Annotated in this window: 7 protein-coding genes; all 7 read right to left on the reverse strand. The window is 35.4% G+C overall.

Features of this window, described 5'->3' with window-relative positions:
• Positions 1–46: 46 nt before the first annotated feature.
• On the reverse strand, positions 47–3,403 hold the full coding sequence (locus tag WN975_RS20420; RefSeq protein ID WP_337968096.1) for an Ig-like domain-containing protein: 3,357 nt from the start codon (positions 3,401–3,403) through the stop codon (positions 47–49).
• 263 nt (positions 3,404–3,666) lie between these two features.
• A complete protein-coding gene (locus WN975_RS20425; RefSeq protein WP_337968097.1) occupies positions 3,667–5,847 on the reverse strand; it encodes a glycoside hydrolase family 97 protein in 2,181 nt (726 codons plus the stop codon).
• A gap of 50 nt (positions 5,848–5,897) precedes the next feature.
• A complete protein-coding gene (locus WN975_RS20430) occupies positions 5,898–7,277 on the reverse strand; it encodes an alpha-amylase family glycosyl hydrolase (protein WP_337968098.1) in 1,380 nt (459 codons plus the stop codon).
• Between the two features lie 105 nt (positions 7,278–7,382).
• The gene (locus WN975_RS20435; RefSeq protein WP_337968099.1) at positions 7,383–8,462 is read right to left on the reverse strand and encodes a SusE domain-containing protein; all 1,080 of its coding nucleotides are present in this window, start codon (positions 8,460–8,462) and stop codon (positions 7,383–7,385) included.
• Positions 8,463–8,476: 14 nt separating this feature from the next.
• Positions 8,477–9,985, reverse strand: a complete 1,509-nt coding sequence (locus WN975_RS20440; RefSeq protein ID WP_337968100.1) for a RagB/SusD family nutrient uptake outer membrane protein — start codon at positions 9,983–9,985, stop codon at positions 8,477–8,479.
• A 9-nt stretch (positions 9,986–9,994) separates the two neighbouring features.
• Positions 9,995–13,210, reverse strand: a complete 3,216-nt coding sequence (locus WN975_RS20445) for a TonB-dependent receptor (protein WP_337968101.1) — start codon at positions 13,208–13,210, stop codon at positions 9,995–9,997.
• 189 nt (positions 13,211–13,399) lie between these two features.
• Entirely contained in the window at positions 13,400–14,578 is a 1,179-nt protein-coding gene (locus WN975_RS20450) for a DUF4974 domain-containing protein (protein ID WP_337968102.1), read from the reverse strand.
• Between the last annotated feature and the right edge of the window lie 299 nt (positions 14,579–14,877).

Below are 14,877 nucleotides of genomic sequence, written 5' to 3' on the forward strand. Positions count from 1 at the left end.
TATGAAATTTTTCATACGGCATTTACTTTATAAAAGAAAATTAAAATTATTTAACGATCAGTTTTTTAGTCACATTATATTCGTTTGAATTAATGTTTACAATATATAAACCTTCTGCTAAATTGTGATTAATTTGTCCTGAAGTCGAAAGTTTTTCTGTTAAAACAGTTCTTCCGTTCATATCAGAAACCGTAATTGTAGTTACGTCTCCAGTTTCTGATTCCGGTAACAAAACATGAAATTGATTATCGGTAGATGGATTAGGATAAATGCCAATTACTTTTTCAGATGATGAAACATCTTTAGAATTCACAACAGATTTTGAAGTAGAAACAGTTGTTGTTTCCAATTGCCATTGTGCACTGTACCAACCATCTTGAGAATTACCATATTGTGCAGATCCTGTTTGGTTTTCAACATGAATAATGTTTCCGGTTTGCCATCTGTTTCTTAATCTAACCCAAGTTCCGTCGATATAATCGCTAGACCATTGTGCACTCCAGAAAGTAGTATCGGTTATATTTGCCTGAACATTTCCGGTTTGACTTTCGATATTCATTAATTCGCCAGTTGCTACATTTTTAAGTACAAAATAAGTTGCGTCAATAGCTATTTTTTGCCATTTGTAATTGTTGTTTGCAACCGTTGCTCCATAACCTACATTTGCTCCGGCATCAGATAAATAGGCACCTGTCCATCTGTTTTTTATTGTATAATAAGTTCCTGTTGCAGTCGAAACTGTTACAGCACAAGTACTTGTTTTGCTTCCATCAACTGTAGTTACTGTAATAGTTGCTGATCCGTTTGCTACAGCAGTTACTAATCCAGATGAATTTACAGTTGCTACAGCGGTATTGCTCGAACTGTAATTTACAGATTTGTTTGTTGCATTTGCCGGAAGAATTGTTGGAGTCAATTGTTGCGTTCCACCTACAGATAATGATGCTGAAGTTGGACTCAAACTTACGCTTGTTACAGCTACATTTGTTGCATTTACCGTTACTGCACAAGTTGCTGTTTTTGCTCCATCCTGAGTTGTAACTGTAATTGTTGCAGAACCTGCAGCTACAGCAGTTATTAATCCCGAAGCATTTACAGTTGCTACAGCAGTATTACTTGAACTATAAGTTACTGCTTTATTTGTTGCTGTTGCAGGCGCAACTGTTGGCGTTAATTGTTGTGTTGCACCCACTAATAAAGTGGCAGTTGTTGGCGATAATGTAACTCCTGTAACCGCTACAACAGTTCCTGGATTTGAATCGTACCAAGTTGTATTCATGTACCAACCTGTTTTGTTTCTGTTTAAATCAGCTGTTTGACTTGTTCCGTCATTAAAAATTAAATTAGTCGAAGTTACATTTGTAAACGTGTAACTGTACCAACCATTTCCGGCATCGGTCATGTTTACGCCTGGCCATGAAGCATCAGCTAAAACGCCTGTTGGTAAAGCGCTCCAATAATAAATTTTAATTCCAGTTCCCCAATTTGATGGTTTGTAGAAATAAACTGTGAAATTAGTATTTGCGTTTACAGTAATGGCTGCAATTGCAGTTTTGCTTCCGTCTTGCGTTGTTACAGTAATATTTGCTGTTCCTGCTGAAACCGCTGTTACTAATCCAGATGAATTTACAGTTGCAACAGCTGTATTGCTAGAACTCCACGTTACGGTTTTGTTTGTTGCATTTGCCGGAGAAATCGTAGCCGAAAGCTGTTGTGTGTTTCCTGCATATAAACTTGCCGTTGTTGGCGAAACACTTACGGAAGAAACCGGAATTGCCGCAACTGTTATAGCTGAAGTTGCTGTTTTATTTCCGTCAACTGTTTTAACGGTAATAGTTGTTGTTCCTGCTGAAACCGCTGTAACTAATCCAGATGCGTTTACAGTTGCTACAGCTGTATTGCTTGAAGTCCATGTTACGTTTTGATTTGTTGCATTTGCAGGAGCAATTGTTGGATTTAATTGTTGTGTAGATCCTAAACCAACCGTCGCTGTTGTTGGACTAACCGAAACTCCTGTAACGGCTACAGTTGCAACATTTGTATTAGTTAAAACAATATATTGAAAAGCATTAAAAGATTGTGTAGCTCCAGAAACCAATGTTACGTTTGCACCAGTATAAGCATCTTTATAAGTTCCTGCTAATGCCGCCGGAATCACAAATGTTTTACTTGCATTTCTAAGATTGGTCATTACAATAACTTTCTCTGTTCCTAATGTTTTTGTAAAGGCACAAATATCATCACTTGCATAAGGTGTCATTGTACCACGTCTGATAGCGGCACTACTATTTCTAAAGTTAAGAATCTTAGCAAATTCCGGTGTGGCAGCGGTATTGCTCCAGTTGATTTTTACGCTTGTATAAGGCCACGGAATTACTTGATTAAAAGCTACTTCTTGTCCGCTTGTTAAAAAAGGAACTCCTTTCATATAACCCGAAACTAAGAAATTTGCCACTACTCCGGCATTACTTTTAAATACAGTAAAAGGAGCAGTATCGCTATTGTTTTCTGAATCATGGTTTGCAGTCCATCTTACTTCTTGCTGACTTCCTGTTGCATAGGTATATTCCATGTCATTTGTGGTTTGGAATCTTGTAGAAACCGGACCTCCGCCTGCAACATTTTTCAACGCATCATAAAACCATTTATCACCAAAATTCATATCAAATCCTGCCTGAAAATTTTGTAAACGATCTCCTTCGGCAAGCATTAATAAGTTATGAGAAGTAATACCTCTTAAGTTACTAATAATTTCTGTCCAGAAATCAATGGGAGGATTATTAGCAAAATCACAACGATATCCATCAATATTTGCTGCAAAAATCCAATAACGCATAGCATCTTTCATTGCTGCCCTAAGTGCAGTATTGTTAAGATCCAGTGCTGCTATATCGCTAAAATTTGCCAGCTGATTAATCGTTGTTCCGGTTCTTTGATAATATTCCGGATGAGATACGGTCCAGGGATGATCCCATGAAGTACCGTTTACAGCAATGTCAAGCATTACCGCCATACCTTTGGCATGGGCAGCATCTACCAGATTACGCATATCTGTAAGTGTTCCGTATTCAGAACCTACAGATTTGTAATCTTTGATACAATAAGGAGAATTAGAACTTCTTGAATCAGTTCCGTAAGGATAAATAGGCATCAAATAAAGTACATTGATACCAAGTGATTTAATTCGATCCAAATCAGACGTAACTGCGGCTAAAGTTCCGGAAGCACTATGCGGACGAATATGAACTTGATAAATATTTGCATCTCTCGGGTCCGGAACTCCTGTATATGGCGTACCATATTGAGCCGGATCTTGTGCATACACTGAACTTGCAAATAATAACAGAAAACAGACTATTGTTTTCGTAAAATGAAATAATCTTGGGGTAATTTTTATTTTCATGATTTTTTGTTTTTTGCATGCTTGTCAGCATTTCTAACTAAAATTCATTCTCACTCGCATTGTTTTTAAATTCGACAAACATTTTGTGGTTAATAGTTTTCAAGTAGTAAAATTTTTATTTTTTGTCCAAAAAAGGACATAGGTTTTGCCACGAATTTCACGAATTAGTACAAATTTTAGTCTGCAGTCTTAATTCGTGGAATTCGTGAAATTTGTGGCAAAAGCTTAGAAACTTAGTGTCTCAGAACCTTAGAACCTATTTATTATAACTTTTTCAATCCCTTTAATTCTGTAGCATTTCCTTCCTTAATGCTAATTGCAACACCTCCGCCCGGAGCTAAATACTGTTTTAAAATTGTTTTTGAGGTTACAACAACTTTAGTTACGGTATATTTTTGTGGGTTTTCATTCCAATTCGCTTCTTTCGCATCAGCGTAAATTGTAGCGATGAATTTTTTTCCGGCTGGTAAATAATCAAAAGTAATGTTGGCAGTTCTTGAGTTTTCGTCTGTGATTCCTCCAATAAACCAAGCGTCTTTTCCTTTTGCTTTACGAGCAATCGTGATATAATCTCCCGGTTCAGCTTCAAGAATATAACTGTTATCCCAATCTACAGCAACATCTTTGATGAACTGAAATGCATCTGGAAAACGCTCGTAGTTTCCAGGAATATCAGCTGCCATTTGCAACGGACTATACATCGTAACATAATATGCCAATTGTTTTACCAAAGTTGTATTCACACGTTGTGTACTTCCTGTTCCGTAATATGAAAGATCGGTCTGGAAAATTCCCGGAGTATAATCCATTGGTCCACCCATTAAACGTGTAAATGGCAAAATCGTGGTGTGATCCGGCGCTAATCCTCCCATAGATTCAAACTCCGTTCCACGTGCAGATTCTTGTGCAATCCAGTTTGGGAAAGTTCTGTTTAAACCTGTTGGTCGAACCGCTTCGTGACTGTCAATCATGATTTTATAATCGGCTGCACGTTTGGCTACATTAATGTAATGATTGACCATCCATTGTCCGTCATGATGTTCGCCACGCGGAATAATTTTACCTACATAACCTGTTTTTACAGCATCGTAACCATTGTCATTCATAAACTGAAAAGCACGATCTAAACGACGCTCATAATTTGTTGCTGATCCTGAAGTTTCGTGGTGCATGATAATTTTTACACCTTTTGAAGCTGCATATGCATGAACTGCTTTTACATCAAAATCAGGATAAGCGGTTACGTAATCAAAAACTTCCTCTTTCCAGTTGTTGATCCAGTCTTCCCAGCCAATATTCCAACCTTCGATCAGGATTGCATCAAAACCATTTTTAGATGCAAAATCAATATATTCTTTTGCGCGTTCTGTTGTGGCTCCGTGTTTTCCGTTTGGCGTCAGTTTGGTAAAATCATCTGTTAATTTTACGTTTGTTTCTTTTCCGAATGCCCACGTACTTCTTCCTGCTACAAAATATTCCCACCAAATTCCGATAAATTTTACCGGTTTTATCCACGAAACATCTTTGTAACTTGTTGGTTCGTTGAGGTTCAGGATTAATTTTGAAGCCAAAATTTCAGTTGCTTTATCGCTTACTACAATAGTTCTCCAAGGCGATTGCGCATCGGTTTGCATATATCCTTTTGCACCAACGGCATCAGGCGCTAAATGACTGCGCATTTTGTAATTTACGGCATCAACTTCAAGATACATTGCCGGATAATTGATCAAACCTGCTTCGTGAATGTTGATGTATAAACCGTCATCAGATTTCATCATTGATGGCGTTTGCACAGACAATTCTTTGATAGGCCATTGCGAATTGATATCGATCGTAGCTTTCTTCATTAACGAAGGAACTTCAGAAATTTTCGAAGTTGTATAAGCATATTCATTGGTATCATAATCTCCCGGAATCCAGAAGATTTTATGATTTCCAGCCAAATTAAATTCAGAACGTTCTTCTTTTATTACAAAATAATTCAAGTCATTTTGCTTCGGAAATTCATATCTAAAACCTAATCCGTCATTGAATAAACGGAAACGAATGCGAATATATCTGTTGTTATTTTTTGCTTGCGCCAAAGTGACAACCAATTCATTGTAATTGTTGCGGATTGTTTTTTCTTCGCCTAAAACCGGATTCCAAGTATCATCAACAGAGGATTGTGCTGTATTTGTAACGGTAAAACCATCCAAAAACGAAGGCAAATTTTGAAGTTCTAAACCCAAAGAACTTGGTTTTATAACTGCTTTTTGTTTATATGATAATTGGTAAGATGGAATTCCACCTTCTTTTAATTCAAATTTTAGAGAAAGATTTTTGTTTGGCGAAGTTATTTCCTGTGCCTGAACCCATAATGAGTTTGCACACACAAAAAGTAAAAGCGCTACTTTTTTGCCCAAACGAATTTGAAGCAGCATTTTTTGGGATTGAAAATTCATGTTATTTAGTTTTTTAGCAAACCTAATTTGTTTCTAAAGTTGCTTTTGTATTAGTTTTTCAATACTAAATATTGAAAAGGTTGTAGCGTTAAGTCGGCAGCAACAGTTACTGCATTTCCTGTAAAAGCATCTTTCCATGTTCCTTTTAATGAAGGAGTAACTAAATATTTAACGGCTGAATTAGTTAAATTAGAAAGAACCAGAACTTTTTCGGCATCTTTTACCATTGTAAAAGCGCTTATTTCATTACTGCTATATCCAGTAAAACTTCCTGTTTTTATGGCATTGCTTGAATTTCTGAAAGCGATAATTTTTTTGTATTCTGCCAAAACAGAAGCATCCGCAGTAGACCAGTCAATTGGAGTTTTTGCGAAATAATTGATTCTTTTATTATAACCAACTTCTTGTCCGTTGTAGATCATTGGAACAGATTTCATATAAGCAGCGACAACAAATGTAGCGATAGAACCTTCTTTACCTCCAAAAAGTTCGTAAGGAGTTCCTTCAGAAAGGTTTACGTCATGATTGCTTGTGTATCTTACAATTCTATTTTCGGGTCTGTAATTAGTCGCATATTCAGTTGCGTTTGAATCCTGAATAGTTGTAGCAGGTTTACTTTCTTTGAATACTTTTTCTAAAGTCGAGAAAAAGTTAAATCCAAATGTATAATCAAAACCCGAAACAAAATGACTCGCTTTTGAACCTTCAGCAAGCATTAAGATATTTTGATTTTTTTTGATGGTTCTTAATTTTGTGATTGCATCTGACCAGAAATTCTGAGGAACTAAATCTGCATAGTCACATCTGAAACCATCGATATTTGCATTGTAAACCCAGTAAGACATTGCGTCGATCATTGCATCTTTCATTTCAGCATTATTGAAATCTAACTGTGCAACGTCATTGTAATTTGTTCCCGGAGGAATAATAATTTCTCCTTTGTCATTCTTTTGATACCAGTTTGGATGTTGTGTAATCCATGCGTTGTCCCAAGAAGTATGATTGGCAACCCAGTCAAGAATTACGGCCATATTTTTTTTGTGCGCTTCTTCAACTAAAGTCTGAAGATCTTGCAAAGTTCCAAAATCAGGATTTACAGCTTTATAATCTTTCACAGCATAAGGAGAACCTAATTCCCCCGAAGCTTTTATTTTTCCAACAGGATAAACAGGCATTAGATACACAACATTTGCGCCTAATTCCTGAATTTGAGTAAGTCTGTCCTGAACACCTTTTAGAGTTCCTGCCTGACTAAAAGCACGAATATTTACCTGATAAATTATAGCATCTTCTTTTTTAGGCATTTTGTCAAATGATGCGCCATATTGTTGATAAGGAGAAGCCGGAGCTGAATCGTTATCTGACGAACTACACGATACAAATGCTAATGCAAGTATTAAAGTATAGACGATTTTTATATTTGATTTCATATTTTTTGAATTTATTTAACAAGCCCGAAGTTTAAAGATATCCTGCCTTTTGCTCAAGAAAGGCAGGTATCACTCAAACTAATCTAGCTTATTTTAAATGTTAGATTATTTTTTAACGATAGTACAAGTTGCAGTTGCAGGGTAGCCATTGCTTGCCGGATCTACTTCGTTTATTGTAAAGGTTACTTCATAAGTTCCTGCTTCTCCAATGGTATAAGCTGCTGTATTACCAAGGTTAATTGTATTTGTTGAAGAATCTGCAGGACCATAATTTACATCCCACGAATTATTTAATCTAAATTTTAAGGCTCCTGGCGCTAGAGTGGTAGTGATCTTCCATGTTTTGGTTTGGTGATCATAGCTCATTGGAGTACTTGCATCCCAACTTCCGGCTGTTGCTGTTCCAACAATTCCCCAAGAATAAGCGGTAGCGGTCCATTTTAAAGTATTTAAATTTACTTTTATCTGATACGAACCTGGTCCTGAAAGAGTAAAATCAGTATCACTCATGTTTTTTAGATCAGAGTTTGTAGCTCCTGCACCAAAGAACTGAGCCCAGTTTCTCTCTCTATTTATTTTAAATCCAGGACCTGCACCTTCAGGTAAAGTCATATAACCTTGAAATATTCCTACTTGTATTTCTTTTAATCCAGCTGCTGTTTCTATAGCCCAACCTTGATAACTTCCCGGCATATATATTTCGCCAAATACGACTACTTTTTCGTAAGGCGTAACGGTTATTGTAACTGGAGTTGAATAAATTCTATGATCCATAGTAGATTCAACACGAATTACTAATTCTCCGGGAACGTTAGGTTTTAGACCTAATTCTGTAGCAATTTTATTCAATTCGAGTACAGTAAAAGATTTGCTTAAAACATCTTGTCCAACTTCAACTCGTTTAGCTTTTCCCCAAGCTTCGCTTCCTTTGATATCGGTACTTAGATCAAATTGTAAAGCATAAGTAACGGGCGCAGCGATTGGATAAGTCACTTTTGGCCATGAAACAAGTAAGACTTGCTGATCAGATACATCTTCTTTAAGCACTATTGTACTCGATGAAACTTCAATAGCAGAAGGGAAAGTTACCGTTGCTAAGGTTGTTAGTTGTCCATCAGTTTCGCAGGAAGCTGCTAAAAAAAGCAAACTGCCTAGTACGAATAATTTATTTATATATTTTTTCATAATAGTTTTTGTTTTTAGTAACCTGGGTTTTGTTTAAGTCCAGGATTAGCATCTAATGCAGATGTTGGAATTGGGAACAATTTTCTGTAAGCAGGAGATTCTGGTCTGAATTCGTTTGCCAATAAAAATTTGTCAAAACGAATCATGTCTTGTCTTCTGTGACCTTCCCAGTTTAATTCAAAACCTCTTTCATCATAAATATTATCAAGAGTTGGGTTTGCGTCAAGAGCAGCTAAACCTGCACGTTTTCTTATTTGATCTACAAAAGGTTTTGCCGCACCAGGATTTCCTAAACGAACATTACATTCTGCCATCATTAAAATTACGTCAGCATATCTGTAAATTGGAAAGTCATTTGAAGCTCCTCCACCAGATATTGCTCCAGCAGGATAAAACTTAATGTTACGAACTCCAGCCTGAGGATCAGCTCCCGGATCGTCTAAAGAAGCAACATCAAGCGTATAATTAAATCCGCCTTTTTGTTCTCCAACTAAAAACTGTTTTCTTCTAACATCGTTTAAAGCATATTTCAGGAAGAAATCTTTAGGCACTATAGTTCCGTTCCAAGTATCAAATCCAAATAAAGATTTACCATGCGGACCATATAAACTACGATTGGTATAAATATTACGAGAAACAACATCAAGTGTAGCATAGATAGGTAAAATAGTTTCATCATCCGGCAATACATCTCCAAATAATTCGTAATATTTATTTCCTAATGGGCTGGCAGTATTTTCATCACCTGAGTGTAGTGTATATCCGCCTTCACTTACTTTATTACAAGCTGCCAAGCATTCGTTCCATTTTGCTTCTCCTGTGTATACTTTTGCATTTAGATATACTTTTGCTAATAAGGTATATCCTGCCCATTTATTGAATCTTCCGTAATATTTTCCTCCTTTTGTCACTGAAAGAAGTTCTACATTATCAGTCAATTCTTTTACAATAAAATCATATACTACTTTACGGCTTGCCTGAGGAATTTTATCTACTGTAGTATTGTTATCCGTATAAAAAGGAACATCTCCAAAATCGTCTATCAATAAATAATAAAAGAAGGCACGTACTACTTTTGCTTCAGCAATTTTTGAAGCATCAGCATTTGATTTTTCTAATAATTCAACCGCTAAATTGGCTTTGAAAATACCATTGTATAACCATCTCCATGTATTGTTAATAATGGACTCAGTTGGAAGCCATACATGTTTGTGCAAACGAGCAAAATCCTGTTGCCAGTTACCATCATTTCTATGCGGAATTACCTGCTCATCTGATGACATACAGTTCATGTCATACCAGCCGTTATCTGCTCCTGCATAACCAACACCTGGTACGCCTTTACGTTCAAAATCTCCTGGAATTTCTGCGTAAACACTTGCTAAGGCAAGATTTGCTCCTTCAGGAGTTCCATAAAAGCTGTCTGGTTGATATTTGTCGTATATATTTTCGTTGATATCAGAACAGCTAAAAAGGCTTAGGAAACATACGCTTCCTGCTATTACTATATTTTTAATTTTCATTTCTTTTTACTATTTAAATTTTACAGTCAAACCAAATGCAACACTTCTTGTACGAGGATAAATACCTTTATCCTGACCAAAATTATCAGCAGGGTCACCACTTGCGCTTACGTTCAATTCCGGATCAACACCTGTGTAATCTGTGATAAGAAGTAAGTTGTTTCCTGTAAGAGAAAGTCGAATATTGTCGATGTACTTATCAGTAAAACGGAAAGTATATCCTGCAGTAACATTATCCAGACGTATGAATGAACCATCTTCTAACCATATATCAGATCCGTATGGTGAAGAACGAATTCCTTTGTCTACAGCACTTTGTAAAATATTTGAACTACCGGTATTCTCAAGCATGCTTAATCTTTGATTAAGGGCGTTGTAAATTTTGTTTCCTCCGGAACCTCTCCATAACATAGATACATCAAAAGCTTTGTATCTATAAGTTGGGTTAAAGGCAAATGTATAAGTTGGTAATGCTGAACCTGCATTATAACGATCTGCGCTTCTTGCGCCTTGATCTATAAGACCGCTTCCATCACGATCCTTTACAGTTTCAACACCGTTTCCATTTACTCCGGTATGCTCTAAAGTGTAAAATGAACCAATTGGTTGTCCTTGTACTAAATATAAATTTGGCGTACCAGCCCAGCTTACATAATTAGTATTTAAAGGAATACCATTAATGTTGCCGGTTAAATTAAGCACTTCGTTTTTCATAAAGGACACGTTTCCTGCTAATGTAAGTGTGCTATTTTCTGATTTTATAACATCATAAGCAAGAGCAACTTCTAATCCTTTATTTGAAATGCTTCCTACGTTTGCTTTAATTTGATCGTATGGATAAGGCGGTTGTGGTACCGTGTAGTTGAATAATAAATTATCTGTTGTAGAATCGTAAACATCTACGCTACCTCTTAATCGATTGTTTAAAAGGGCAAAATCAAGCCCGATATTGGTTTGCTTTTTTGTTTCCCACTTCAAATCAGCATTTGCATTTTGAGAAATACCAAAATTGGTAATAAGAGATCCTCCAAAATATATAGTTCCGGCACTATCAACTAACGGCAATGAAGTTTGTGGTACAAGACCTTGTTGATTACCGGTTTCACCATAACCTACGCGTAATTTTAATTCAGAAAATAAATTCTGATTAGTCATAAATGATTCTTTGTTGATTTGCCATGCCACAGATGCAGATGGAAAATTCCCCCATTTATTATTTGCTCCAAACACAGATGAACCATCTCGTCTGATACTAGCTGTAAGTAAATAACGATCTAATAAAGAGTAGTTTAATCTTCCTAAATAAGAAACTAAAGTTCTGTCGTTTTTATAAGATCTGATATCTCCGGTTCTTACTTTAGACAAATCGCCAAATTGAAGTGCATTGTAACTAGCCTCATCACTGATAAAACCTCTTGCCTGAGTATAATTACCCTGATAAGTTTGGCTTTGCCATTCGTATAAAGCCAATGCATTAAAGCTATGGATTCCGAAAGTCTTTTTGTAGTTAAGACTAAGATTAGTTAATTTTTCGTTTTGTCTCTTATTATCAATATTAGCAAAACCGTTTTGCTCAACAGCATTAGCATCTGTTGATTTCGATGGCATGTAAAATCCTGTAGAAGAATTTGTCTTTCTCCAGCTTCCAAACCAGTTTGCTGAGAAACCTTTACCTAAATCTAATTCGGCCTTTAAACTTCCAAATAAATTGTCTTCTTGTCTTTCATTTGTAACTTCTTGTGCAGCTGCATAAGGATTTAAATAGTGAAATACCGTTGAATCTGTAAAATAACTTCCATCAGTATTAAAAACAGGATCTGTTGGTCTTGCCAATAATGCATTTGTAATTAAGTTTGATGAGTAACCTACAGTTCCAATATTACCAATACTGCTCGTTACATTATTTACTCCCGAATTTAAATTAAACGTCAATTTTAATTTGTCATCAAGAGCCAATTGCGTCGCTTGCAAACGACCAATATATTTTTGATTGCTTGAATTAATTACCACACCATCTTGCAAAATAGCTGTAATAGATGCTCTGTAATTAAATTTATCTGTTCCTCCACCAAATGATAATGTGTGAGTTTGAGTTATTCCTGTTTGAGTCAAAAGACCGTACCAATCTGTATTTGAGCCATGATTTGAAGATGCTGGAACACCAACACTTTGGGCTGTTTGCCACCATTGGTTAGAATCAAGCATATCCAATTTTTTTGGAATAAAATCTATAGAAGTATATCCATTATATTCCAAAGTAGTTTTTCCCGCTTTACTTTTTTTAGTAGTTACAATGATAACTCCAGGCGCTCCTCTGGAACCGTAAACTGCAGTAGCCGAAGCATCTTTTAAAACATCTATAGTTTCAATTTCAGAAGGCGGAACCTGATTTAATAAATCCATGTTTCCCTGAATTCCATCTACAACAACTAAAGGATCATTTCCTCCAATCAAAGAAGAGATTCCTCTAATACGAACGCTTGGTCCTGAACCTGGCTCACTACCAACTTGAGTAATGTTTACACCAGCTGCTTTTCCCGAAATCAAAGATAGCGGATTTACAATCGCACCTTGATTCATGTCTTTTGCAGCTATTGAAGAAACAGCTCCGGTAACATCTTTTCTGGCAGTAGTACCGTAACCAACTACAACAATTTCCTGTAAGTTTGTGGCATCAGGAAGAAGCTGTATATTGATAACGCTTTGGTTTGCGGTTACTTTTTTCTCTTTATATCCAATAAAAGTTACTACAATTACAGCCGTATTGCTTTCGACAGTAAGTTTGTATTTACCGTCAAAATCAGTTACCATTCCGTTTTTAGTTCCTTCTTCAAAAACAGATGCTCCAGGCAATGGCAAACCATTTTCATCCGTGATAATTCCGGAAACGGTTTGTTTTTGAAACTGAATAATTTCTGTTTTAAGTTCTGGCTTTTTTAGAATAATCTGAGTATCGCGAATTTTAAATTCGGTTGGAGTTCCTTTAAAAAGTTTATCCAAAACAACATATATCGACTGATCTTTTACAGAAATTGAAATCGTTCGATCTAAGTCGATGTCATTCAGTTTGTAAATAAACCTGAAATCTGTTTTTTGTTCTATGGTCTCAATAACCTTTTCGATTGTTGAATTGTTTAATTCAAGGGTTACTTTTGTTTTTTGGGCATAAGTATTCCCTCTAATGTTAAACATGGCGACCAAAATAAGTAGTGTAGTTAATTTCAATTTTAGGTCATTTTGGAACACTCGGTATAAAAACCCAGTATTCTTTGATTTTTTTTTCATAATTTTGTTAATTGATTGTAGTTAATTCGTTATATTCAATCACTTAGTTAATCGGAAATTGTTCGCAGCTCTTTCCGATTTTTTTATTTTAGTACTTTTCTTTCTTCATTTTTTTTCATTGGTTAGTGGTTATTTAATTAGTATTTGATTGTTTTTTATGGTGTAATTTATACCGTGAATGTCATTGAAATAACTCATAACTTTTTCAATAGATTCATCATTAAAACTTGCATTGAATTTCTCGTTGGCCAATTTTTCATTTTTGTTTACAATTGTAACATTGTAGCGTCTTTCCAATTTTGTAATAATGTTTTTGAAAGTCATATTTCTAAAGGTTAATCCGCCATTTATCCATGAAGTATAAATATCAGTGATAACAGCTTTGGTAGAAATCGCATTGTTTTCTCTGTTGAAACTTCCTTTATAACCAGGTTTCAAAACAGTATTTTTATTAGCGTCAAACTCTTCGTTTAAGCCATACATTCCAACAGAACCTTCTACTAAAACTACATCTGTTGCAGCATCTTCAGGATAATTCGAAACATTAAAATGAGTTCCCAGAACACGTACATTCAGGGCGTCAGCATTTACAATAAAAGGGTGTTTTTTATCTTTGGCAACATCAAAAAAAGCTTCTCCGTTTAGAAATACCTGTCTGTTTTCTCCGGCAATAAATTTCACAGGATATTTTAAAGTTGTTCCTGCATTCAGATGAACCATTGTTCCGTCAGACAATTGCAATTGGAATTTTTTGCCATATGGAATCTTAATAATGTTATAAGCTACTTTCTCTAAACCAGTATTAGCATCATAAACAATTTTATCTCCGTTTTGATTTCCAACAATATTTCCTTTGGCATCTTTTACCTGAGCCGAATTATTTTCTGATATAATTTGAGTTTGTCCATCTTCTAATTGTAATACGATATCAGAACTTTTGAAATCAAATTTTTGTTCAACAGGTTTAGTTGAAAGACTTTGTTTGTAGAAAAATCCAACTCCTAATAAAACAACAATAGAAGCAGCAATCGAAATGTATTTTTTGAAGTTTGATCTTTCAGGAGCAATTTGAATCGTCGTTTCATTTTCTTTTGAAGCTGACAAAATATTTAAGAAAATATCATCGGCAGTTTGTCTATCCATTTTTGGAGTTTCAATAAGAAGCGCCTGAATATCTTCTACAGAAGGGAAATCATCTGTAAGTTTATTTTTTTTATAATAGGCAACTACCTCGTTTGTTTCCTCGGGTGTACATTCGTTTAAAACAAACTTTTGTAAAAGACTTTTTATTTCAGAATTTGAATTCATTAAGAATTGATTTAAGGTCCGGTTCTGATATAATACAGTTGAAGTCTCGTTGAGTACTACTCAAACGTTGTAAATTTTTCAATTTTAACATTTGAGCTAATTGACAAACGCTGTAAAGTACTGATTTTGTTGAGGTTTATGCTAAAATGAATATTCTAAAAATTTTTATTTTATTTTTTGATAAACGGTTTTTTTGCCACTCTGAATAATGAATGATCACAAAATGTCGAAGTTTCTGGACGTAACGAAACCCGACAGGTTTTTAAAACCTGTCGGGTTTACTATGCGCAAAAAAATCT

Origin of the sequence: uncultured Flavobacterium sp. (genome assembly GCF_951805225.1) — a bacterium.
Classification (GTDB): domain Bacteria; phylum Bacteroidota; class Bacteroidia; order Flavobacteriales; family Flavobacteriaceae; genus Flavobacterium.

Coding starts and splice junctions, on each gene's coding strand:
- WN975_RS20435 (WP_337968099.1), bottom strand. CDS start 8,462: ATGAAAAAATATATAAATAAATTATTCGTACTAGGCAGTTTGCTTTTT.
- WN975_RS20440 (WP_337968100.1), bottom strand. CDS start 9,985: ATGAAAATTAAAAATATAGTAATAGCAGGAAGCGTATGTTTCCTAAGC.
- WN975_RS20430 (WP_337968098.1), bottom strand. CDS start 7,277: ATGAAATCAAATATAAAAATCGTCTATACTTTAATACTTGCATTAGCA.
- WN975_RS20425 (WP_337968097.1), bottom strand. CDS start 5,847: ATGAATTTTCAATCCCAAAAAATGCTGCTTCAAATTCGTTTGGGCAAA.
- WN975_RS20420 (WP_337968096.1), bottom strand. CDS start 3,403: ATGAAAATAAAAATTACCCCAAGATTATTTCATTTTACGAAAACAATA.
- WN975_RS20450 (WP_337968102.1), bottom strand. CDS start 14,578: ATGAATTCAAATTCTGAAATAAAAAGTCTTTTACAAAAGTTTGTTTTA.